Here is a 21,444-nt window from a genome sequence, read left to right as displayed (position 1 = left end):
GCACGGCAGCGCCCTCGGCCAGCGCCAGCGCATAGGCGCCGTGGAAGACGTCGCCGCAGCCCGTCGTGTCGCGCGCGGCCACGCGCGGCGCCGGCACGGCGACGGGCCGCCCTTCGATCCACCACAGGCTGCCCTGCGCGCCCAGCGTGACCGCCACCGTCGCGTCCAGCGCCGGCGCGACGTGGGCCAATCCGGTTTCCGGCACCGGCGTGCCGGCGAAGCCGGCGAGCCCGTGTTCGGAGAACACGACATGGTCGGCCTGCGGCACCAGCCGCGCCAGCACGCCCTCCGGGCTGGTTTCCGCGTCGAGCACGCGCGGCAGGCCACGCCGTGCGGCGGCCACGAAGAGCTGCTCCGCACCGCCGATCCAGCGCGGGTCGCCTAGCACGGCGCCGGCGCCGTCGAGCCAGTCCGGATCGATCGGCGCGTCCTCTGGCAGACCGGCGCCGGGGAAGACGGCGAGGATCCGCTCGCCTAGCGGGTCCACCAGAATGCCGGCCGTGGGCGAGCGCGCGCCATGCGACTGCGTCACCCCGCGAGTGTCCACGCCATGCCCCCGCAGCTTCGCCAGGATCGTCGCGCCCACCTCGTCCCGGCCGAGCCGGCCGCACCACAGCGCCGTGCCGCCGAGATGCGCGATGGCGACGGCGGCGGTCGCCGCCATGCCGCCGCCGACCTCCCGGTAGCCGTGGGCGATCACCTTGCCCGGGCGCTCCGGCAGGCTCTCCAGCTCGTAGGCGCGATCCAGCACGGCGATGCCGGAGCAGACGACCTTTCGCGTCATGGGACGAAGAGCGGCTTCAGCTTCTCGCCGCGCCGGAAGGCATCGAACAGGCCCTGCAGGCCGTCGAAGCCGGCCCGGTCGTCCACCAGCCTCTCGTATTCGGCGCGATGCGCCCGCAGCAGCGCGATGTTCGCCGCGTGGTCGCCGACCGGGAAGTAGAAGGACCGGAGCAGGCAGAAATCCTTGCGCCGGATGGTCTTGTTCTCTGCGATGGTCCAGCTGTCGCTCTCGCCGAACTGCAGGATGGCGCCCATCGGCGCCACTACCTCGAAGGCCATCTGCCGCGCGGCATCCTTGCCGCTGGCCTCGACCACCAGGTCGAAGCGACGCATCGCGGCGTCCTCGGCGGCCAGATGCGCGGCGCCGAGCGAAGCGGCGAAGCGCGCCCGGTACGCGCCGGGCTCGACGGCGAATAGCGGCCCGTAGCCCATGCCGCGCAGCACCAGCAGCGCGCCGAGCCCGATCGGCCCGGCGCCCAGCACCAGCGCCGCGCCGTGGGGGACGATGCGCTGCGCCAGACGCACCCCATGCGCGGTGGTGCCGATCGCGTCCAGCAGCAGCGGCGCCAGGTGGTCCGGGATGTCGTCCGGCACCGGCAGAAGGCATTGCTCCGGCACGGCCAGCGCCTCGGCATAGCCGCCGTCGCGCTGCCAGCCCATCAGGTCCGTCGCGTTGCGGCAGAGATGCGTGTGGCCGGCCGCACAGTCCGGGCAGGCGCCGCAGAAGACCGGGATGTAGACCAGCGCGCGCCGGCCATGCCAGGCGTGCCCCGGCTGGTCCACGTAGCCGAGTATCTCGTGGCCCGGCGTCACCGGCGAGCCCTGCCGCAGCGGCCGCAGGTCGCTGCCGCACAGCGCGCAGCACGCCACACGCAGCAGCACCTCGCCCGGTTTCGGCAGGGGGGGCGGCGCATCGTCGACCGCGATGCGGTTCTCCCCCACGAAGCGCGCGGCCCTCATCCCTTCACGGCCCCCGCGGACAGCCCGCCCACCAGGCGGCGCTGGATGATCAGGGTCAGGATCAGCGGCGGCAGCGCGATCACGGTCGCGGCCGCCATCAGCGCGCCCCAGTTGGTAACGCCCTCCCCGATGAAGTTGAAGCTCGCCACAATCGCGGTCTTGGAATCGAAGCCCGACAGCACGAGCGCGAAAAGGAAGTAGTTCCAGGAGAAGACGAAGCACAGGATGGCGGCCACCACCACGCCCGGCGCCACCATCGGCAGCGCCACCCGCAGCAGGGTCTGGTGCTGGCGACAGCCATCGATCTCCGCGCTCTCGATGATCTCGCGCGGCAGCGCGTCGAAATAGGGCAGCAGGACCCAGATGGCGACCGGCAGGGTGATGACGGCATGCGTCAGGATCAGCGCCAGGTGGCTGCCGACCAGGCCGAGGGCGGTGAACATCATCAGCCAGGGCAGCAGGAACAGCGTGCCCGGCGCCATGCGCGCGAAGAGCGTCGCGGTCGCAGGCCAGGTCATGCGATGCCAGGACATGGCGAAGGCCGCCGGGAAGGCGAGGAGCAGCCCGAGCGCCGTGGAGCCGCCGGCCACGATGAGGCTGTTGACGGTGTTCTCCAGGAAGTCAGTGCGCTGGAACAGCTCGGCGAAATTCTCCAGCGTCGGCGTGAACACCAGCCGCGGCGGCAGTGCCGCGACCTCCGTCCGCGGCTTGAAGGCCGACAGCACCATCCAGGCTACCGGCGCGACCAGCACCAGCACGACCATGCCGAGCTGGACCGCGTCCAGCAGCCGCGTGACACGCCGCGCCCCGACTACCATGCCACCGCCCGCCGGATGCGCGCGAAGGCCAGCACGCTGCCGAAGACGATGGCGGAGAGCGTGACCATCAGCGCCGCCGCGTAGCCGAACTCGAAAAACTCGAAGCCGCGGCGATAGGCCAGGATGTTGAGCGTCGTGCTGGCATGGCCCGGCCCGCCCTGGGTGGTGATGTAGATCACGTCGAAGAATCGCAGCAGGTCCACGCTGCGGAGCACCGCCGCCGTCACCAGCGTCGGCGCCAGCAGCGGCAGGGTAATGCGCAGGAAGCGCTGCACGGTGCCGGCCCCGTCGATCTCCGCCGCCTCGAACACGTCGCGCGGCAGGGAGAGATAGCCGCCCAGCACGATCAGCGCGACGAAGGGCGTCCACTGCCAGGTATCCACCAGCGCGACGGTCAGGATCACCGTCTCAGGATCGGCCAGGAATAGCAGCGGGCCAAGACCGATCCGCGCCAGCAGCCAGTTCGCGACGCCAAGCCCGGGATCGAGGATGACGATCGCCATCATGCCGATGACCACCGGCGGCAGCATGAAGGGCGAGATCAGCACGGTGCGGATCAGCCCCCGCGCCGCATGCAGCCGCGCCAGCAGCAGCCCGAGCCAGGTCCCCGCCACGAGTTGCAGCGCCAGCGAGAGGAGCCAGAGCGTGAGTGTCAGCCGGAACCCGTTCCAGAACTCGCCATCCGCCACCAGGCGGCGATAGTTGTCCAGCCCGACGAAGCGCGCCTCGCCGCCGATCACCGATTCCTGCAGCGAGAGCCAGATCGCCCAGCCGAAGGGCATCACGATCATCGCCGCGGCGAAGAGCAGCGCCGGCGCCACCATCCAGCGGAAGGAGGCGGTCGGCCGCCGGCGCGGCCGGGCAATCCGCCCGGCCGGCGACGCGCCTGCAACCGCCTCCGCCGCCGTCACTGCAGCCGGGCCAGTTCCGGATCGGCCGCGCAGACAGCGTCGCGCGCTGAGGCACGACCGAGCACGATCTGCTGCATCGCGTTGCCGATGATGTCGCGTGCTTCCGGCACCCGGTCGGTCGGCGACTGGTAGACGCCGGTGCCGGTGCGGCCGATCTCGATCAGCGCCTCCGCCCAGGCGCGGCGGATCGGCATCTCGTTGGCCCAGGCGTTGAAGGCCGGTCCCTGGAACACGCTGGCGCGCGGCGGCGCGACGCCGTTCTGCACCAGGCGCGTCTGCACCTCGGTGCTCGTCGCCCATTGCAGGAACAGCCAGGCGGCCTCCTTCTGCCGGGAATGGGCGGAGACGGCGAGGCCCCATCCGATCACCAGCGGCTTCGAGATGCCGGTCTCCCGCCCCGGCGGCAGCACGCGCACGCCGAGGTCCTGCGCGCGCCCGGGGAAGCGCATGATGTTGGCGAACTCGTTGCTGCTCTCGTGGGTCATGGCGATGCGGCCCTGGCCCAGCAGCTCGATCACCTGGGTGAAGGTATGGTTCAGCGCGCCGGGCGGGCCATAGTCCTTCAGCAGGTTCGCGTACATCTCGATGCCGCGGATCGTCGCCGGGTTGCACAGCCCGGGCTTGCCGTCGGCGGTGGCGTAGCTGCCGCCGAGGTTGAAGACGAATCCGGACATGCCGTAGTTCACGGCGCCGCGCAGCCCCCGCGCCGCCCAGACGCCCTGGTTGGCGTCGCAGGCGCGGATCCGCGCCGCTGCCTCGGGGATGTCCTCCAGGAAGCGCGGCTCCGGGATGTTGCAGCGCTGGAAGATGTCGCGCCGCCAGTAGAACAGCGGACCTTCCTGGTTGATCGGCAGCGTCGCGACCAGCCCGTCGATCGTCGCCTGCTGGCGCATGCCGGCGCCGAAATCCTCGTAATTGAAGTCGGGCGCCGTCAGCCGGCGGTCCGCGATCAGCGGCGCCAGGTCGGTGTACCAGCCCGCACGCTTGAACACCGCCCCCTCCCGAGAGGGAAGCGACATGAAGACGTCCACCTCGGCGCTGCGCCCCTGCATCAGCGTCGTCAGCCGCGCACGGAACTGCTCCTCGTTGAAGATCTCGATGCGCGTGCGGATGCCGGTGCGTGCGGTGAACTCCGCCGCCAACTCCCGCATCGCCTGCGACCAGGGATGGTTGTTGAGCAGCAGCGTGACGGTCCGCCCGTCCTGGCCGCGCCAGTTGAAATCCTGCGCCAGCGCCGGCAGGCCCAGCACGCTTGCCGCGGCCGCAGCCGCGAAAGTCCTTCTGCGCATCGTTGTCCTCCCTTGTTCAGCTTGCGACGTAGCCGCCATCCACGGGAATGGTGACGCCATTGATGAGTTGGGCCGCCGGCGAGGCGAGGAACACGGCGGTACCCGCCAGTTCCTCCGGCTCAGACCAGCGCTTCGTCGGCAGACGCGCCATGACCTTCTCGTTGAAGGCGGGCTCCTCACGGCCTCGGCGGCTGATCTCGGTGCGGATCCACCCGGGCGCGATGGCATTCACACGGATGCCGTCATCGGCATAGGCGATGGCGAGGGACTTGGTCAGCCCGACGATCGCCGTCTTGGCCGCGGCATAAGCCGGGATCATGGCCGCGCCGAAATACGAGTACATCGAGCCTATGTTGATCAGGCAGCCCTTCGTCCTCGCCAGATGTGGACGGAAGGCCGTGGCAAGCCGCATGTTGCCGGTCAGGTGGATATCCACGATGTCAGCGAAGACCTCGGGCTGGTGTTCCTCGTGCCTGATCAGCCGCCCGGCGCAGTGGATCAGTACGTCGAGCCGCTCGATCCTGGCCGCCAGCCCCCGCACCGCCGCATCGTCGCGCACGTCCAGCGGCTCGTAGCGGTACGGCGTCCCCTCCGCCGGGGGCTTCAGGTCGGTCAGGATCGGCGTCGCGCCACAGGCGGCGAAGGCATTCGCGAAGGCCATGCCTATGCCGCCCGTGCCGCCACTGATCAGCACGACCTTGCCGGCCACGGAGAAATCCGGAGCCGCCGTCGCGGCGCGCGTCTCGCCCATTCCTGGTGCGTCCTCCCGACCGCGTATCGGCGCGGCCGCGTTTTCGTTATGCGACGCCATTCCGGCAGGTTATGTTCGTTTTCGCAAGCGGATTTTCGTTTTCGCGCCCGCCCTCCTGCGGCGGGTCGCGCAAGGTGCGGGGAGGACAACGGGGCGGAGATGTCCATCTCGACCAGGCACGGCCAGATCATGGAGATCCTGCGCCGGCGCGGCTATGCGGCGATCGACGAACTGGCCGGCGCGCTCTCGGTGACCCCGCAGACGGTTCGGCGCGACCTGCAGGACCTGGCCGACGAAGGCCTGCTGCGCCGGCATCATGGTGGGGCGAGCCTTCCCTCATCCATCGCGAACACGGATTACGCGCTGCGCCAGGTCGAGAATGCGGCCGCCAAGGCCGCCATCGGGCGCGCGGCGGCAGCGCGCGTGGCAGAGGGCTCCTCCGTGTTCCTCACGCTCGGCACCACGGTCGAGGCGGTCGCGGCCGAGCTCGCGGGCCGGCGCGCGCTGCGCGTGGTGACGAACAGCACGGCCGCCGCACGCAGCCTCGGCGGCGACGACGGTGTCTCGGTGCAGGTGCTCGGCGGTACCTTCCGCCCGCGAAACGGCGGCCTCGTCGGCGCCCTGACGGCAGAGCTCGCGGCACGCTGGCGTTGCGACCTGCTGGTGACCGGCGTGGGGGCGATCTCCGCCGATGGCGTGCTGCTGGATTATCACGAGGAGGAGGTGGCGGTGGTGCGCGCGATGCTGGCGCATGCCCGCATCACGCTGCTGGTCGCGGACCACACGAAATTCCTGAAGACTGCTGCTTGCGTGGTGGCGCCGGTCGCCGCCGCCGCGGTTCTGGTGACGGACCGGCCGCCGCCGGACAGTCACGCAAAGGCCCTGCGTCGCGCCGGAACCGAGGTGGTGGTGGCCCCGCCAGCGACCTGACCCCGCGATCAGTTCCGCTGCCGCCCGACCCCCATCTTGAGCATCTCCGGCGACGGCGTGCCGCCGAGCATCTCCAGCACCGGATTGGCTCGGAGATCCAGGCCCCAAAGTCCCTCCAGCACGCCGACGGTCGCCGCCGTTCGCGGCATCGGGATGCCCAGCGCCTCGCCGAGGCGGAGGTAGAAGGACAGGCCATAGGGCACGTCCTCCGTGACATAGCGGGTTTCCATGCTGGTCGGTCCGCCCACCGCGCCGCGCGAGGCGGCCAGCGCGGCCGCCACCTCATGCAGGGGACCGAGGGGCACGCCGCTGGCGCGGTGCAGAGCTTCCGCCAGCGACGGCACGGCGAGCCCGAAAGCCGCGGCCAGCCTGTCCCGCTCCGCCTGGAGGTCGAGGGAGAGGCGACAGACCGCCTCCGTCATCAGGCCGTATTGTGGCCAGGACTCGCCGCGCTCGATGCGCGTCGCATTGGCCAGGGCGAGCGTCGCATGCAGGATGGGGTTGGCGTTCGCCAGGGCGGGCTGCAGCACGTCAGGCGCGAGTGGACAGGCGTGACCGAACAGCGCGGTCGCCCAGGCTGCGACCTCCGGCGCCGCATGCGCCGGCACTGCTGCGGCATCGACCGCCGCACGTATGGTCAGGATGCGCACCCTGTCGGGCGCCAGGCGGCGTGCCGTCAGCGGCGTGGTCGCCAGCGCGCCGACCGGCGCGCGCGCGCCGAGCGCAGCCCGCAGCGCGTCGAAAGCCAGCGGCGCCAGCGATGCCGAGGGCGCAAAGAGCAGCGGCAGGTCACGCGGCACCGCCTGCGCAACCGGACGCAGCAACTCCGCATAGGCATAGGCCGGCACCGCCAGCAGCGCGACGTCCGCGCCGGCGAGCGCGTCCCGCAGGTCAAGCGCGACGCGGACGGGGAACACGCCCACCAGGGCACCCTCGCAGGTGAGCCGGTCGCCGAACCCGGCGGTGCCGCGGCCAGAGGGCGACCACAACGTCGCGTGATGCCCGCGCGAGGATGCGAGCGCTGCGGCGGCCGGCCCGATCGCGCCGGCGCCCAGCACGGCTAGCCGCATGGCACGCTGTCTCCGACCTGCATCGTCGCCCCCCCGCTCTGTGCCGCGGCCCAGCCTTGCATCGGCGCGGGGCGGGCGGAAGCCGGCAGGATGCCGGTTTGCCCCGTCGGCGCCATCGCCTAGGCTTGGCTGCAACGCGGAGAAACGGAGACCCGAGCATGAGCCTTTCACGACGCACCCTGCTGTCCGTCGCGGCGGTGACGGCCACTGGCCCCGCCCTGGCCCAGGGCGGCGCCGGGGACTGGCCCAACCGCCCGGTGCGCATGATCGTCCCGGCACCGGGCGGCGCCGGCACGGCGGACGCGCTGGCGCGGATCTTCGCGCAGGAGATGGAGAAGCGCCTGCCGCAGCGCGTCATCGTGGAGAACCGCGGCGGCGCCGCAGGCAATGTGGGCGCCGCCGCCGCGGCGCGCTCGGCGCCGGACGGCTACACCGTCCTCTGGACCTGGGCCGGCACGATGGCGACCAACCCCGCCATGTATGCCGACATGCCCTTCGACCCGCAGCGCGACTTCACGCCGGTGATCCTGCTGGGCAGCGTGCCGAACATCCTGATCGTGAACAACGACTTCCCGGCGCGCGACCTCGCGGCCTTCGCCGCCTTCGCGCGCGCCAATCCGGGCGCGATCAACCACGGGACCACCGGCAACGGTTCCTCGATGCACCTGGCAGCGGAGCTCTTCGCGTCGCGCACCGGCACGCAGCTGACCCATGTGCCCTACGCGGCGCCGGCCGCGGCAACCACAGACCTCGTCGCTGGGCGCATCCAGGCGATGTTCAATCTGATCACCGGCGCGCAGCCGCTGGTGGCCGGCGGACGGGCGCGTGCGCTGGCGGTGCTGTCGGAGACGCGCGTGCCGCAGATGCCAGATGTGCCCACCGCGGCCGAGCTCGGCATGCCGGGCTTGGCCTTTGGCACCTGGTTCTGCCTGATGCTGCCGCGCGGCGCGGATCCGGCGCTGGTGGCGCGGCTGAACGCGCTGGCGAACGAGATCCTGCAGGACCCGGAGGCGCGCCAGCGGCTGGAAGCCGCCGGCATGGCGCTGGACGGCGGCGGCACCCCGGAACGCCTGGCGACCTACCTGCGGGAGGAGCTCGCGAGGCACGCGGAGCTGGTGCGGATCTCCGGCGCCCGGGTGAACTGACCCGCTACATCTGCTTCGGCAGCAGCGGGTCGCCGAGCGTCAGCATCAGGCGGTTCGCGTTGGCAAACATCGCGACGGCGTGGACGAGGTCGAGGATCTCGAGCTCGTCCAACCCCGCCGCCCGCAGCGTCGCGACATGCGCGGCCGTCACCTCGCCGGGCGCGCGGGTCAGCGCCTCGGCGAAGGCGGCCACCGCGCGGCGGCGCGGATCCGGTTCGTCCGCCCAGCCCTCGTCCAGGATGCGCTGCATGGCCGGCTCGTCGCCGGTCAGCTCGACGAAGCGCTTGGCATGGACCGAGGTGCAGAAGACGCAGCCATTCACCATGGACACGACGGCCGTCGCCAGTTCCCGGTCGGCGCGATCCAGCCCGCCTTCGGCATACATGACGATATTGAACAGCGCGCCGCGCTCGCCGAGCGAGCCGGGGTCATGCGCCAGCGTCAGGAAATAGGTGGAGCGCCGCTGCGCCGGCGGGCAGGCTTCCAGGGCGGCCAGCTGCGCCGGCGTCGCCGTCTCCGCCTTGACGGGGTCCAGACGCGGCCGCCAGCCGACCGGCTTCAGGGTGAAGCGTGTCATGCGCGGCTCTCCTGCAGCATGGCGCGCAGCGCCGCCAGCACCCGCACCTGATAGGGCACGAAGGCGACGAGCTGCGTCGTCGCGACGATGTCGCGGGGCGTGAAGCCCAGCGCCGTCAGCCCCTCGATATCGGCCTTGGAGGTGGAGTCCGGCGCCATCGCGACGCGATCGGCGTAGCGCAGCAGGGCACTGACCCGGTCCTGCCCGCCTGGCGTGCCCGGCGCTTCCGCGGCGGCGGCCATTGCGCCGCCGCCCGCCGCCTCCAGCACCGCGCGATAGCGGGCGGACAGCGCCGCATCACCCTCCCGCAGCGCCACGCGCAGCGCCAGCACGGCGCGTTCCGCGTGGCTCAGCCCGCCGGGATCTGCGGGCAGCACAAGCTCCCGGTAGGCGCCCTGGGCATGGCGCAGCGCCTCCGGCCGCCGGCGCCGCAGCACGCCGAGCGGGCTGTCCGGCGTGGTGCCGAGCAGGCTGTCAATCAGGTCCTCGTCGTCCGGCACGGCGTGCTCCCCTGTGCTCACGGCCGGTCAGGCCATTCGTCGCCGAGCAGTTCCGGCGTGTCGAAACGCTGCAGCGCGGCGAAGTGCAGCTCGCGGTCCTCGACGAACAGCGCACGCGCGATGCCGCGCGCCAGCCGCTGCGCCCCGGCGCTGACGGCGGGGATGTCGCCCGAGAGCTTCCCGTGGCTCAGCGTCGCCGGGTAGTTGAAGCAGTGCACCCGCTGCAGCGCCGGGCAGGCGCCGGGCTCGCGTTCCTGGAAGGCGAAGTCGGGCGCGAGATCGGGCGAGTCCGACAGCTCCTCGTTCTCCTCGCCGGGCTCCGGCGTGAAGCGGTCGCGCCAGAAGCGGATATGCGGGCCGAGCAGCGCCAGTTCCGGCCGGCCTGCGAGATCGACGCGGAAGCCGGTGGCGAGGATCAGGAAATCCAGCTCGAAGGCGGCCTCCGGCGTCTCCAGCCGAATGGCGTCGCCCTGCAGGGAGAGCGCGCGGATCGGGCTGGCCAGGTGCAGACTGGCGTGCGGGTGGCGGGAGACGCGCATCGTGCTCTCGCGCGGCGGCGGCGTCTGGCTGCGGAACACGTAGTCCAGGAAGCGCCACTTCCAGGCGTCCGGCAGGCCCGCGAAGCCGTGCACCACGCCGGGGCTGCCGATGCCCGTGAACTTGTTGACGCGCGGCAGCGCCGGGCGGCGGACGAACATATCGAGCCGCGCGCAGCCCGCTTCCAGCGCAGCGCCCGCATTGTCCATCGCGGAGGCGCCGGCGCCGACCACGCCGACGCGCTTGCCGGCCAGCGCCGCGAAGTCGATGTCGTCGCGCGAATGCGCCCGCAGATGCGCCGGCAGCGCGGCGGCGATCTCCGGCATCCAGGCGGCGCCCAGCCCGTCGCGCCCCGTCGCCATCACCACGCGCCGGCAGACCACCGTGCCCGCGCCCTGCGTCTCCAGCGCCAGCAGGTCGTCGCCCTCCGGGCGGATCAGCGTGACCTCCACGCCGTTCTCCACGGCGATCCCCATCACGCGACGGTACCAGATCAGGTATTCCATCCACGTCACGCGCGGGATCTTGCCAAGCGCGGCGAAGGCTGCCGTGCCGTGCTGCGCCTCGAACCAGGCGCGGAAGGTCAGCGCCGGCAGGTCCAGCGCCGGCCCGGCGAGCGTCTTGGGGGAGCGCAGCGTCTCCATCCGCGCATAGGTCACCCAGGGGCCTTCCTGCCCCTGCGGCGCGCGGTCCAGCACGCGGACGCGATCGATGCCGAGGAGCCGCAGCGCCGCGGCGGCGACCAGGCCGCACAGCCCGCCGCCGATGATCGCGACGTCGGCCACCGGCTCGCCGCGATGCATCCGCGGCGGCACCCAGGATTTCGCCGGCAGTTCCAGCCAGGCGAGATCCTGGCGGAGGCGCGCCTCCAGCGCGTCGAGCCCGGGCGGGGCGTTCGCGGCATCCAGCATGGATGCCTTCTACCGCCCAGGCAGCGCCTTGCGAAGCGCGGGACCGGCGCGCGCCGGCCCCGCGCGGGGACTACGCCGTGCGGCGGAACCGCGCCGTCATGAACGCCGTCCAGCCCTCGGGACCCTGCACCTCGGAGGTGACGACGCGCGCATCGTCGCTCTCCAGCCGCACCACGTCGCGGTAGCGCGCGGTGCCCTGCCCATCCATCGCCGGCCCCTCGCTCTCCAGCACGAGCGTGCGGCCATCTGGTTCCAGCCAGCCGTCATAGACGAACATGTGCGGCATCATCGAGCCGATGAAGGTGCCGCGGAAGCGCTGCGCACAGGGGTCGAAGCCCAGGCTGATGGTCCAGCGCGCCGGGCCGCCGCCCGGCATCTCGCCCTCGCTCTCGCCGACCACCCAGTAGCCGCCGAGCGCGCGCACGCGCTCCACGCCACTGGCGCTGGCGGGCGGCTGGCCGGGCCCCATGCTGCACTCGCTCTCATAGGCCCAGTCGCCGACCATCCGGTGCAGCCAGCCATGCTCGACCGCGGCGGGCGTGGCGACCGGGCACCCGACGGGCGGCGTGACGACATGCGCGACCAGCTTGTCCAGCGTCTCGCCCCAGCCCTGGTCGAAGCCCATCTCCGCATGGCGGGCGCGCATCTCCGGCGTGGGATGGCGCCACGTCACCTCCAGCCGCGTGCCCTCGCCATCCGGCAGGAACAGCAGCGTGCCGACGGAACCGGGCAGCGGGCAGCTGCTGCCCTCCGGCACGCGCAGGACCAGCAGCCGCGGCGCCTCCACCGCCTCGATCACCATCGGGTTCGGGTAGTCCTTCCCCTCGGCGTCCCGCATCACGGTGTGGTGCCGCCCGCCCGGGCGCAGGTCGATCTCGCAGACCGGCGTGGTCATGTTGCGCGGGCCGAACCACTGCCGGACGCGATCGGGCTCTGTCCATGCGGAGAAGACCGTCCCGGGCGGCGCCGGGATGCGGCGGGTCATCGTCAGGTCGCGATCGGTCGCGGCGGGCTGCATGTCCATAGTGACGCTCCTTCCTCGGTGTCGTTCTCAGCCCGGGCTTGCGCCCTCGGGCTCGTCGCCGTCCAGCAGCGCGACGAGCCGTTCCAGCGACTCCGTCCAGCCGCGCCGGTGGCGCGTGGCGGTGTCGGCATCGGCGAAGCGGTCATGGGTCAGCGTGACCTCCGTGCCCTCCGCGATGGCGCGGAGTTCGACCGTCACGCGGGACACGCGCTCCGGCGTGCTGACCCAGTTCCAGGAGAAGACGAGGCGCCGCTCCGGCTCGATCTCGGCATAGAGCCCCGTCGCCTCGTGCCGCGCGCCGTTGTCCTCGCGCAGCACCACGCGGAAGCGGCCGCCATGGCGCAGATCCGCTTCCGCTTCCTCGGCGCGGGTGTGGTGCGGGCCGAACCAGAGCATCATCAGGGCCGGTGTCGTCCAGGCCGCCCAGACGCGCGAAACCGGCGCCTTGATGCGCCTCACCAGCGTCAGGCTCGGCACCGTCACGTTCATGGCTTCCCGTCCTCCACCACCGCGGCCAGGCGATCCAGGCTCTCGCTCCAGAAGCGCTGGTAGCGGGCAAGCCAGGCCATGGCGTCCTCCATCGGCGCGGCGGTCAGCCGGCAGGCGACGGTGCGCCCTGTCTTGCGTCGCGCCAGCAGGCCCGCACCCTCGAGCACATCCAGGTGCTTCATCACCGCCGGCAGCGACATCGCCAGCGGCTTGGCCAACTGGCTGACGGACAACCCATCCTCCGTCGCCAACCGTGCCAGCAGCGCCCGGCGGGTCGGGTCGGCAAGGGCGGCGAAGACGCGATCGAGCGGCTCAGTATGCTTAACCATTGAGTTTAGTATTGGGCCGCACCGGCTCTCCCGTCAAGCCGCGCGCCTTCACGCCGGCGTCAGCGCCCGGCCCAGTGCACGAAACGCTTCTCAGCCATCAGGAACAGGAGGTTGAGCCCGTAGCCCAGCGCGCCCGCGACGAAGATCGCGCCGTACATCAGCCCGCTCTCGAACAGCATCTGCGCGTTGATCACGCGGTGCCCGAGGCCATCGGTGGAGCCGATGAACATTTCCGCCACCACCACGATCACCAGTGCCAACGAAACTCCGGCGCGCATGCCGACCAGGATCTGCGGCATCGCTTCCCACACCAGCACATCCCGCAGGATCCGCGCGGAGGAAGCGCCCATCACCCGCGCGGCCAGCACCCGCGTGCGCCGCGCGTTGATGACGCCGTAGGCGGCATTGAACAGGATCACCAGCGCGGCGCCGAAGGCCGCGACGGCCACCTTGGTGCCCTCGCCCGGGCCGAACAGGATCAGGAACAGCGGGAACAGCGCCGAGGCCGGCGTCGAGCGGAAGAAGTCCACCACGAACTCCACGCCGCGATACAGCCTCTCCTGCGCGCCGAGCGCGACGCCGAGCGGCACGCCGATGGCCGTCGCGATGGCGAAGGACAGCGCGGTGCGCTGCACGGTGCGCCAGGTATCATGCGCCAGCGTGCCACCGGCGAAGGCCTGCCACGTGTCGCGGAACGCCTCGGCCGGCGCGGGCAGCAGCACCGGGTCCGCCACCCGCAGCCACACCGCGACCTGCCAGAACAGCACGAAACCCAGGGCGCCGAGGGCCGGCGCGACGGCCGCCCTCATGCGGCCACCGCCTGTTCGAACACCGACAGGCACCGCGCCTTGATCGCCACGAAGTCCGGGTGCGAGAGCACCTCCGTCCCGCGCGGCCAGGGCAGCGGCACCGGCACGTCGGCGGCCACCGTGGTCGGCCGCCGCGTGAGCATCAGAAGCCGGTCCGCCAGCACGATGGATTCCTCGAGGTCGTGCGACACCAGGATGGTCGTCACACGGAGTTCCTTCAGGACCTGCTGCAGCAGCGCACGGAGCGAAAGCGTCGTCTCGAAATCCAGCGCCGAGAAGGGTTCGTCCAGGAACAGCACCTCCGGCTCCACCGCCAGTGCGCGCATGATGGAGACGAGTTGCTGCTGCCCGCCGGAGAGCTCGTAGGGGTAGCGGTTCAGGTCGAACCGCACGCGGAACATCGCAGCCAGCGCCTCCAGCCGGGCTTCCGCGGCGGCCCGCGGCAGGCCCTGCAGGCGGAGCGGATAGCGGACGTTGTCGGCGGCCCGCCGCCAGGGGAACAGCGCCTCCCGGTAGTTCTGGAAGACGTAGCCGATGCGGACCTCCCCGACCTCCCGTCCATCATAGAGAATCTCGCCGCCATCCCGGGCCAGGAGCCCCGCGGCCATGTTGATCAGCGTGGACTTCCCGCAGCCATTCGGGCCGAAGATCGCCAGGATGTCGCCGCGCCGTACGTCCAGGTCGAAGCCCGAATAGACGGGCTGCCCACTGAACGCCTTGCGCAGGCCGCGGATGTTGATCGCGGCCTCCCGCGGGGGCAGCCTCACAGCGCGCGCAGGAAGGACCGCACGTCGATCCTGTCGCGCACCACGCCCTGCTGCACGGCGAGGTCGACGAACTTCTGGAAGTCGGCGATGTCCTCGGCCGTCATGTCCTTCACCATGGTGAAATTCACCAGCGGCACTGTGGGCGCGAGCTCCGCCGAGGTCTGCATGTGCTGCACCAGCAGGGGCCGCACGCTGTCGGGCTCCCGGCGCACGATGTCGCAGGCGCGGCTCCAGGCATTCGCGAAGCGCTGCGCGACCGCCGGCTTCTCAGCCAGGAAGCGCCCGGTGAGCGCCGCACCAGCGGCCCAGGCCTGCGCATCCGGGCGGCCGAGCAGATGGGTCGCGATCACGCCGGCCTCCAGTCGCCGCGCCGCGCCCGCGCGCTCCGCGATGGTCGCGACCGGCTCCAGCGTGTAGGCGGCGTCAAAGGTGCCGGCCTGCAGCGCACCAACATGCACGCCCATCTGCTGCTCCTGGATCGTGTAGTCGCGCCCCTCCTGCAGGCCGTTCGCCGCCAGCACCGCCCGCGCGGCGCTGATGTTGGCCGGCCCCGGCGCCGAGAGGATGCGCGCGCCCCGCAGGTCGCGAATGGACTGCGCGGGGTGGCCCGCGCGCACCACGAACTGCTCCATCCGATAGCGGGCGTTCTGGCCGTTCAGGGCGACATATACGGCGGTGTTGGCGCGCCGCGCGTTGATGTTGGCGCCTTCCAGCGTCACCAGGTTCGACGCCGCCTCCACGTCGCCGGCCACCATCGCCTGCACGATCAGCGGCGCCGTCTGCAGCGGCACCGCCACGGCCTCGATACCGTCTGCCGCGAACAGCCCACGCTCCGCCGCCACGTAGAAGGGCAGTGCGGACGATACGTTGAACACCGCCACGCGCACCCGTTCGGCCGCCTGCGCGCGGACATGGGCAGGGCGCACGAGGGGCATGGCGGCCAGGGCGCCCAGTAGTCGGCGGCGGATCATCCGGCGGTCTCCTCAGGCAAGTTTCGGGTAGGTGGCGGGAACGAAGAAGTCTTCGCCGGCGACGTAGCGCCGGCCGTCGGACATGTCCGGGGGCGGCCCATCCTCGGCGCTGCCCTCGAAGGTCAGCTCCAGCAGCACGCCGGACGGGTCATGGACGAAGATCTGCCAGAGCGTGGTGCCGGGCACGAGGAACTCGCGCCACGCCAGCCCGGCATCACGGATGCGCGCCCGGAAGGTGTGATAGCTGCGGCATGACAGCGAGACATGGTCGATCGCCGCCGTGCCGCGCGGCGCCTTGCCGTCCGCCCCAAGCGCCGGCCCACCGGCATAGACATGCAGGATCGCGGGCCCGCCGGGCAGCGGCACGCCGAACCAGGCGCCGGGATAGCCGAAATCCGGCCGCGCGACCTCCACCAGGCCGATGATGCGCGTCCAGAAGGCGCGCGTGGCGTCCAGGTCGGCGGTCTTCACCGCGACATGGAACAACCCCGTGGTGATCGCGTCCGCTGCCGGCATCCCGCCCCGCCCCTGCCGCCGATCGCGGCAGGCCCGGCGCAGCAAGCGACATGCCATCCCTCGCCGCCGCCGGGACCCGGTCCGCCGTGGCGTGTCCCAGCAGCTTGTGCCCTTGCCTCAAGCAGAGCTGCGCAGTTCCTGTGCGACTGGGCGCATTGTCCGGGCGCGTCACGGTTACGTAGCCGCTTGCGTCGGGGCAGATCTGTGCAAGCATCGCGCCGCCCTGGATGGAGGCCCCCCATGCGACGCTTGCTGCTTGCCGCCCTGGCGGCCTTCGGCCTTGCCGTGCCGGCCCTGGCGCAGACCACCGTCCCGCCGGGCCCGCGAATCGCCATTACCGCGGTCACCCAGCCCTTGCCGACGCAGCCGCAATATACGCTGGTGGACCAGCCGCTGCTGCGCGACGGGCTCCGCGCCCGGAGCAACGGCCGCATCGAGGTGACGCTCGCCAGCCATGGCGAGCGCAACCTGGGCGGCGCCGAAATCATCCGCCTGGTGCGCGCCGGCCAGGCCGAGATCGGCGCCGGCACGCTGACCACGCTGTCGGGCGACGTGCCGATCCTCGACGGCATCGACCTCTCCGGCCTCGCGCCCGACATCCGGCTCGCACGCCGCATCGCAGATGCGATGACGCCGGTGGCGAACCGCGACCTGGAGCGCTTCGGGGTGCGCATCCTGGCGATGTACCCCTTCCCCGCGCAGGTGCTGTTCTGCCGCGCACCCTTCACCTCGCTGGCCGACCTGCGTGGCCGGCGCATCCGCACCTTCGGCAACTCGCTGGTGGACTTCTACACCGCGCTCGGCGCGCAGCCGGTCTCGATCGGCTTCCCCGAAGTCTACTCGGCGCTGGAGCGTGGCGTGGTGGACTGCGCCATCACCGGGTCCGGGTCCGGCGCAGCGGCGCGCTGGCCGGAGGTCTCCACGCATATCAGCGACCTGCCGGTGAGCTGGGCGGTCGCGGCCTACGTGGTCAACCTCGCCTGGTACAACCGCCTCGAGCCCGCCGTGCGCGCCCTGGTGGACGACACCTTCCGCGAGATGAGCGATCGCCTCTGGCAGCTCGGCGCGGACGCCACGCGCGACGGCATCGACTGCAACATCGGCAACCGCGAGGGCTGCCGCATCCACAACCTGGCTGCCCGGCCGATGACCGAGGTGAAGGCGACCGACGCCGACCGCGCGGAGACCCGCCGCATCTTCGAGCAGGTGGTGCTGCCCGGCTTCGTCCGACGCTGCGGCGCGCGCTGCGGCGAGATCTACAACCAGGTCATCGCTCCCCTCTCCGGCGTGCGCTTCGGCGGGTGAGCGGTCCAGGCGCGCACGTGCTGGCCACCGCGGCGCTGCTGCGGCGCGGGGTGTCGGCACTCGCCGCGCTGCTCGCCTGGCTCGCCGGCTGGAACTACGTGGCCTGCGCGCTCTTCGTCACGGCCGACATCCTCGGGCGCAATCTGCTCGGCGTGTCCTCCGCGGCGACGGTGGAGGTCACGGGCTACATGCTGGCCTGCGGCATCGCCTGGGCGCTGGCGCATACGCTGGCGGTGCGGGCGCATATCCGGGTGGACATGCTGGTCAACCGCCTGCCGGTCGCGATGCGCGCTCCGCTCCACCTCGTCTCGCTGCTGCTGCTCGGGGGCTTCGCGGCCTTCATCGCCTGGGCGGCCTGGGAGCTGGTGGACGAGAGCGCGCTGTTCGACGCGCATGACAACTCCGCGCTGCGGATCCCGCTCGTCGTCCCGCAGGGCATCTGGGCCATCGGCCTGTCCGCCTTCGTGTTGATGTGCGCCGTGCTGCTGCTGGAGAGCCTGCTTGCCCTGCTGCTCGGCCAGCCGCGCCGGCTGGATGAGCTGCTCGGCAGCCGGTCGCTGCAGGATGAGACGGCGGAAGCGCTGGAAGCCGTCGGTGCCACCCCGGGGCCGAAGGCGTGATCGCGCTCGTCCTGCTGCTCGCCCTGCTGGGGGTGGTGGCGTTCGCCGCCGCCAGCGGCGCCGCCGCGCTGCCGGTCGGCGAGATCCTGATGCTGATCGGCGTCTTCGTCGTTGTCTTCGGCTCCGGCGTCTATGTCGGCGCCGTCCTCGGCCTGCTGGCCTTCCTGATCGGCTTCCTGTTCAGCGACCGACCCTGGTGGAACTTCGCCGGGCAGACGCTGTGGGGCCCGTCCTCCAACTACGTCCTGGTGGCCGTGCCCCTCTTCCTGCTGATGGGCGAGATCCTGCTGCGCGCCGGCCTGTCCGAGCGGCTCTACCGGGCGCTGAACGTCTGGCTGAACCGGCTGCCGGGCGGGGTCCTGCACACCAACATCGTCAGCTGCGCGGTGTTCAGCGCGATCAGCGGCTCATCCGTGGCGACCGCCGCCACCATGGGCTCGGTCGCCCTGCCCTATTTCCAGAACACCGCCTACAGCCAGCGCTGGGTGCTCGGCTCGCTGGCCGCGGGCGGCGCGCTCGGCAACCTCATCCCGCCCGGCATCACCTTCATCATCTACGGCCTGATGACCGAGACCAGCGTCGGAGCGCTCTACATCGCCGCCCTGCTGCCCTCGCTGCTCGTCACCGGCCTGTTCCTGCTGCTCATCTTCGGCCACGGTCTGCGCCACCCGCTGCCGAAGGCGCCGCCTCTGCCGCTGTCCGTGAAGCTGCGCGCCCTGACGGACCTGACGCCCACGGTCCTGCTGATCCTGCTGGTGCTCGGCTCGATCTACGCCGGCTGGGCGACGCCGACCGAGGCCGCGGCGCTCGGCGTCACTGGCGCCATGGCCTTCGCCGCCTTCGAGCGCCGCCTGAACCTGCGGATGCTGCATGCCAGCGCGGAAGCCACCGCGCGCAACACCGCCCTGCTCGGCTTGATCATCTTCGGCGCCTACCTGCTGAACTACATCCTCACCAGCATCAATGTCCCGCAGGCCACGGCCCGGCTGATCGCGGAGCTGCCGCTGCCGCCTTGGGCCATCATGCTGTGCATCATCGCGCTGTATTTCGCCCTCGGCACCTTCATGGAGGGCTTCTCCATGATCATCACCACGGTCCCCGTGGTGTTCCCGATCGTCGTCGCCCTGGGCTATGACCCGATCTGGTTCGGCGTCGTGGTCACCATGATGGTGGAGATCGCGCAGATCAGCCCGCCGGACGGAACGGTGATGTACGTGCTGCAGGGGATGCGCCCGCGCGCCGGACCGATCAGCGATGTCTTCATCGGCGTCATGCCCTTCCTGCTGGCCTATCTTGCGGCGGTGCTGCTGCTGCTGGTCTTTCCAGAGATCGCGCTGTGGCTGCCGCGCGCCATGAGCTGACCTGAACCGGGAGAAATACATCGTGCTGAAGCGTCTCGTCCTCGCCTGCGCCGTCGCGCTTGCCGCCGTGTCACCCGCCACGGCGCAGCTGTTCGACCGGCCGATCCGGATCATCGTCCCGATCGCACCCGGCGGCGGCACGGACGTCTTCGCGCGCCTGCTGGCGGAGATCGTCGGCGGCTCGCTCGGCCAGCCGATCGTGGTGGAGAACCGGCCCGGCGCATCCTCGACCATCGGCACGCAGATGGTCGCGGAGGCGCGACCGGACGGCACCACCCTGCTGTTCACCGCCAACTCGCCGATCACCGCGGCGCCGCACGTGATGACCGTGCGCTACACGCTGGACCAGCTGGACCCGATGTTCATCGTCGGCAGCACCGGCTTCACCTTCTGCGTCCGGCAGGACAGCCCGATCCGCGACGCGCAGGCGCTGATCGCCGCGATGCGGGCGCAGCCCGGGCGCTTCACCTACGGCACCGACGGCGTCGGCGGGAACACGCATCTCGGCGCGGAGCGGGTGTTCCGCGCGCTCGGCATCGAGGCGACGATGGTGCCGTTCCAGGGCGCGGCCCCGACCCTGACCGCCTTCACCGGCGGCCACATCGACCTCTATGGCGGCTCCATCGCCGTCGCCATGCCGGCCATCCGCGACGGCCGCGCGCGCTGCCTGATCCTGACCCAGCGCGCCCAGCACCCGGAGGTGCCGACCGCCAGCGGGCTCGATGCGCTCGGCATCCCCGACGAGGAGACGCTGATCTGGTGGGGCATGCTCGCCCCGCGTGGCCTTTCGCCGGAGCGGAAAGCGGCGCTGATGACCGCCTTCGAGGGCGCCTGGCGCACCGAGCGCTTCCAGCAGCAGCTGACCCGCAGCGGCGTCACGCCCAACTACATGGGGCCCGAGGCAGCTGCCCGCTTCATCGCCGCGGAGAACGCCGCGCTGGAGCGCGCTGTCCGGCAGATCGGCATCGAGCGGGCACGCTGATGAGCGAGACGCGCCCCGTCCGCATCGCCGTCGATATCGGCGGCACCTTCACGGACCTGCAGATCCTCGATGCGCGGCGCGGCCGCGTCGTCGCCTGGAAGACGCCGACAACGCCGGCCGATCCGTCCGAGGGGCTGCTGACCGGCGTGAAGGAAGCGGCGGGGCGCTTCGGCTTCGCGCTGGCCGATGTCGGGCTGCTGCTGCACGGCACGACCATCGCGACCAACGCCGTGCTGGAACGCAAGCTGGCGCGCGGCGTGATGCTGACCACGGCCGGCTTCGAGGACGTGCTGGAGATCACCCGGCACGTCAGACGCGACATCTACGGCCTGGCGCCCGATCCCTTCCCCTGCCTGATCCCCCGCGACATGCGCTTCGGCGTGCCGGAACGGCTGCGCGCGGACGGCAGCGTGGAAACCCCGCTCGGCGATCTTGCACCCGTCATCGGTCGGCTGCGCGCCGCCGCGCCGGAGGCAGTCGCCATCGGCCTGTTGCACGCCTACGCCAACCCGGAGCATGAGCGCGCCTTGCGCGAAGCCGTGGTCCAGGCGCTCCCCGGCGTGCCGGTGAGCCTCTCCTCGGAGGTCAGCCCCGAGATCCGCGAATACGAGCGGCTGTCCACCACCGTGCTCAACGCGCTGCTGATGCCCGTGGTGCAGCGCTACCTGGAGAGGCTGGAAGCTCGCCTGGGCGAAGGCGGCTTCCATCCCCGCATCTTCCTGGTGCAGTCCAATGGCGGCATGTGCAGCCTGCGGCGCGCGGCGGACCAGCCCGCGCGGCTGCTGCTCTCCGGGCCCTCCGGCGGGGCGCTGGCGGCGGAGCGGCTGTCCCGGCGGCTGGACCGCCCCAACCTCGTGGCCGTGGACATGGGCGGCACCAGCTTCGATGTCAGCGTCGTGCAGGACCACCGCATCGGCCTGGTCACCCAGGGCGAGGTGGACCGCCTGCCGGTGCGCCTGCCGATGGTGGAGATGCGAACCATCGGCGCCGGCGGCGGCTCGATCGCCGCGGTGGACGCCGCCGGCCGCCTCACGGCCGGGCCACGCAGCGCCGGCGCGCGTCCCGGCCCGGTCTGCTACGGCCGCGGCG

At 71.7% G+C, this 21,444-nt stretch carries 24 protein-coding genes; 7 read left to right on the top strand and 17 right to left on the bottom strand.

Annotated elements, in window-relative coordinates; genetic code table 11:
* From OZN99_RS08095 to OZN99_RS08070, 6 genes are all read right to left on the bottom strand, one after another.
* Nucleotides 1–784, bottom strand: a 784-nt coding sequence (locus tag OZN99_RS08095) for a PfkB family carbohydrate kinase (protein ID WP_270934697.1), incomplete at its 3' end; no start/stop codon positions are given.
* Entirely contained in the window at nucleotides 781–1,743 is a 963-nt protein-coding gene (locus tag OZN99_RS08090) for an alcohol dehydrogenase catalytic domain-containing protein (RefSeq protein ID WP_270934696.1), read from the bottom strand. The genes OZN99_RS08090 and OZN99_RS08095, both read right to left, overlap by 4 nt.
* On the bottom strand, nucleotides 1,740–2,561 hold the full coding sequence (locus tag OZN99_RS08085; RefSeq protein WP_270934695.1) for a carbohydrate ABC transporter permease: 822 nt from the start codon (nucleotides 2,559–2,561) through the stop codon (nucleotides 1,740–1,742). The genes OZN99_RS08090 and OZN99_RS08085 overlap by 4 nt, the downstream gene beginning before the upstream one ends.
* Entirely contained in the window at nucleotides 2,555–3,385 is an 831-nt protein-coding gene (locus OZN99_RS08080; protein ID WP_270934694.1) for a carbohydrate ABC transporter permease, read from the bottom strand. Before OZN99_RS08080 ends, OZN99_RS08085 begins: the two co-directional genes overlap by 7 nt.
* Nucleotides 3,386–3,468: 83 nt before the next feature.
* The gene (locus OZN99_RS08075) at nucleotides 3,469–4,761 is read right to left on the bottom strand and encodes an extracellular solute-binding protein (protein WP_270934693.1); all 1,293 of its coding nucleotides are present in this window, start codon (nucleotides 4,759–4,761) and stop codon (nucleotides 3,469–3,471) included.
* 16 nt (nucleotides 4,762–4,777) lie between these two features.
* The gene (locus OZN99_RS08070; protein ID WP_270934692.1) at nucleotides 4,778–5,512 is read right to left on the bottom strand and encodes an SDR family NAD(P)-dependent oxidoreductase; all 735 of its coding nucleotides are present in this window, start codon (nucleotides 5,510–5,512) and stop codon (nucleotides 4,778–4,780) included.
* A gap of 159 nt (nucleotides 5,513–5,671) precedes the next feature.
* On the opposite strand from OZN99_RS08070, the gene OZN99_RS08065 reads away from it, so the two are divergent.
* A complete protein-coding gene (locus OZN99_RS08065; RefSeq protein ID WP_270934691.1) occupies nucleotides 5,672–6,442 on the top strand; it encodes a DeoR/GlpR family DNA-binding transcription regulator in 771 nt (256 codons plus the stop codon).
* Between the two features lie 8 nt (nucleotides 6,443–6,450).
* Here the strand turns inward: OZN99_RS08065 and OZN99_RS08060 are convergent, their stop codons facing one another.
* Nucleotides 6,451–7,512 carry an NAD/NADP octopine/nopaline dehydrogenase family protein gene (locus OZN99_RS08060; RefSeq protein ID WP_270934690.1) on the bottom strand — a complete coding sequence of 354 codons (1,062 nt, stop codon included), beginning with the start codon at nucleotides 7,510–7,512 and terminating at the stop codon, nucleotides 6,451–6,453.
* A 158-nt stretch (nucleotides 7,513–7,670) separates the two neighbouring features.
* Between OZN99_RS08060 and OZN99_RS08055 the strand changes: the two genes are divergently transcribed.
* Nucleotides 7,671–8,657 carry a Bug family tripartite tricarboxylate transporter substrate binding protein gene (locus tag OZN99_RS08055; RefSeq protein ID WP_270934689.1) on the top strand — a complete coding sequence of 329 codons (987 nt, stop codon included), beginning with the start codon at nucleotides 7,671–7,673 and terminating at the stop codon, nucleotides 8,655–8,657.
* A gap of 4 nt (nucleotides 8,658–8,661) precedes the next feature.
* Here OZN99_RS08055 and OZN99_RS08050 read toward each other — a convergent pair whose 3' ends face one another.
* The 10 genes from OZN99_RS08050 to OZN99_RS08005 all read right to left on the bottom strand — a co-directional run bounded on the left by OZN99_RS08050 (nucleotide 8,662) and on the right by OZN99_RS08005 (nucleotide 16,087).
* Nucleotides 8,662–9,234: a peroxidase-related enzyme gene (locus tag OZN99_RS08050; protein WP_270934688.1), complete on the bottom strand. Its 573-nt coding sequence runs from the start codon at nucleotides 9,232–9,234 to the stop codon at nucleotides 8,662–8,664.
* Nucleotides 9,231–9,734, bottom strand: coding sequence for a CMD domain-containing protein (locus tag OZN99_RS08045; protein WP_270934687.1), 504 nt, complete (start codon nucleotides 9,732–9,734; stop codon nucleotides 9,231–9,233). The genes OZN99_RS08050 and OZN99_RS08045 overlap by 4 nt, the downstream gene beginning before the upstream one ends.
* A gap of 17 nt (nucleotides 9,735–9,751) precedes the next feature.
* Nucleotides 9,752–11,182 carry an NAD(P)-binding domain-containing protein gene (locus tag OZN99_RS08040; protein WP_270934686.1) on the bottom strand — a complete coding sequence of 477 codons (1,431 nt, stop codon included), beginning with the start codon at nucleotides 11,180–11,182 and terminating at the stop codon, nucleotides 9,752–9,754.
* Between the two features lie 70 nt (nucleotides 11,183–11,252).
* Entirely contained in the window at nucleotides 11,253–12,206 is a 954-nt protein-coding gene (locus OZN99_RS08035) for a DUF1579 family protein (RefSeq protein ID WP_270934685.1), read from the bottom strand.
* A 27-nt stretch (nucleotides 12,207–12,233) separates the two neighbouring features.
* Nucleotides 12,234–12,695, bottom strand: coding sequence for an SRPBCC family protein (locus tag OZN99_RS08030; protein WP_270934684.1), 462 nt, complete (start codon nucleotides 12,693–12,695; stop codon nucleotides 12,234–12,236).
* Complete coding sequence (locus tag OZN99_RS08025) at nucleotides 12,692–13,024, bottom strand: ArsR/SmtB family transcription factor (protein ID WP_270934683.1); 333 nt, start codon at nucleotides 13,022–13,024, stop codon at nucleotides 12,692–12,694. Before OZN99_RS08025 ends, OZN99_RS08030 begins: the two co-directional genes overlap by 4 nt.
* Before the next feature lie 59 nt (nucleotides 13,025–13,083).
* Nucleotides 13,084–13,833 carry an ABC transporter permease gene (locus OZN99_RS08020; RefSeq protein ID WP_270934682.1) on the bottom strand — a complete coding sequence of 250 codons (750 nt, stop codon included), beginning with the start codon at nucleotides 13,831–13,833 and terminating at the stop codon, nucleotides 13,084–13,086.
* Complete coding sequence (locus OZN99_RS08015; protein ID WP_270934681.1) at nucleotides 13,830–14,600, bottom strand: ABC transporter ATP-binding protein; 771 nt, start codon at nucleotides 14,598–14,600, stop codon at nucleotides 13,830–13,832. Before OZN99_RS08015 ends, OZN99_RS08020 begins: the two co-directional genes overlap by 4 nt.
* Nucleotides 14,597–15,571, bottom strand: a complete 975-nt coding sequence (locus OZN99_RS08010) for an ABC transporter substrate-binding protein (protein ID WP_270934680.1) — start codon at nucleotides 15,569–15,571, stop codon at nucleotides 14,597–14,599. The genes OZN99_RS08015 and OZN99_RS08010 overlap by 4 nt, the downstream gene beginning before the upstream one ends.
* A 12-nt stretch (nucleotides 15,572–15,583) precedes the next feature.
* Nucleotides 15,584–16,087 carry a VOC family protein gene (locus OZN99_RS08005; RefSeq protein WP_270934679.1) on the bottom strand — a complete coding sequence of 168 codons (504 nt, stop codon included), beginning with the start codon at nucleotides 16,085–16,087 and terminating at the stop codon, nucleotides 15,584–15,586.
* 240 nt (nucleotides 16,088–16,327) lie between these two features.
* Between OZN99_RS08005 and OZN99_RS08000 the strand changes: the two genes are divergently transcribed.
* The 5 genes from OZN99_RS08000 to OZN99_RS07980 all read left to right on the top strand — a co-directional run.
* Nucleotides 16,328–17,392, top strand: a complete 1,065-nt coding sequence (locus OZN99_RS08000) for a TRAP transporter substrate-binding protein (RefSeq protein WP_270934678.1) — start codon at nucleotides 16,328–16,330, stop codon at nucleotides 17,390–17,392.
* Nucleotides 17,393–17,409: 17 nt separating this feature from the next.
* Nucleotides 17,410–18,012, top strand: a complete 603-nt coding sequence (locus OZN99_RS07995; protein WP_270934677.1) for a TRAP transporter small permease — start codon at nucleotides 17,410–17,412, stop codon at nucleotides 18,010–18,012.
* On the top strand, nucleotides 18,009–19,373 hold the full coding sequence (locus OZN99_RS07990) for a TRAP transporter large permease (protein ID WP_270934676.1): 1,365 nt from the start codon (nucleotides 18,009–18,011) through the stop codon (nucleotides 19,371–19,373). The genes OZN99_RS07995 and OZN99_RS07990 overlap by 4 nt, the downstream gene beginning before the upstream one ends.
* Nucleotides 19,374–19,395: 22 nt before the next feature.
* The gene (locus tag OZN99_RS07985; protein WP_270934675.1) at nucleotides 19,396–20,355 is read left to right on the top strand and encodes a tripartite tricarboxylate transporter substrate binding protein; all 960 of its coding nucleotides are present in this window, start codon (nucleotides 19,396–19,398) and stop codon (nucleotides 20,353–20,355) included.
* A partial coding sequence (locus OZN99_RS07980; protein WP_270934674.1) for a hydantoinase/oxoprolinase family protein occupies nucleotides 20,355–21,444 on the top strand: 1,090 nt, incomplete at its 3' end. The genes OZN99_RS07985 and OZN99_RS07980, both read left to right, overlap by 1 nt.

Source organism: Falsiroseomonas oryzae (genome assembly GCF_027856955.1).
In the GTDB taxonomy this organism is placed as follows: Bacteria; Pseudomonadota; Alphaproteobacteria; order Acetobacterales; family Acetobacteraceae; genus Falsiroseomonas; species Falsiroseomonas oryzae.
The sequence above is the reverse complement of the archived record's forward strand: the minus strand, read 5'-3'. Positions and strand labels throughout refer to the sequence as shown.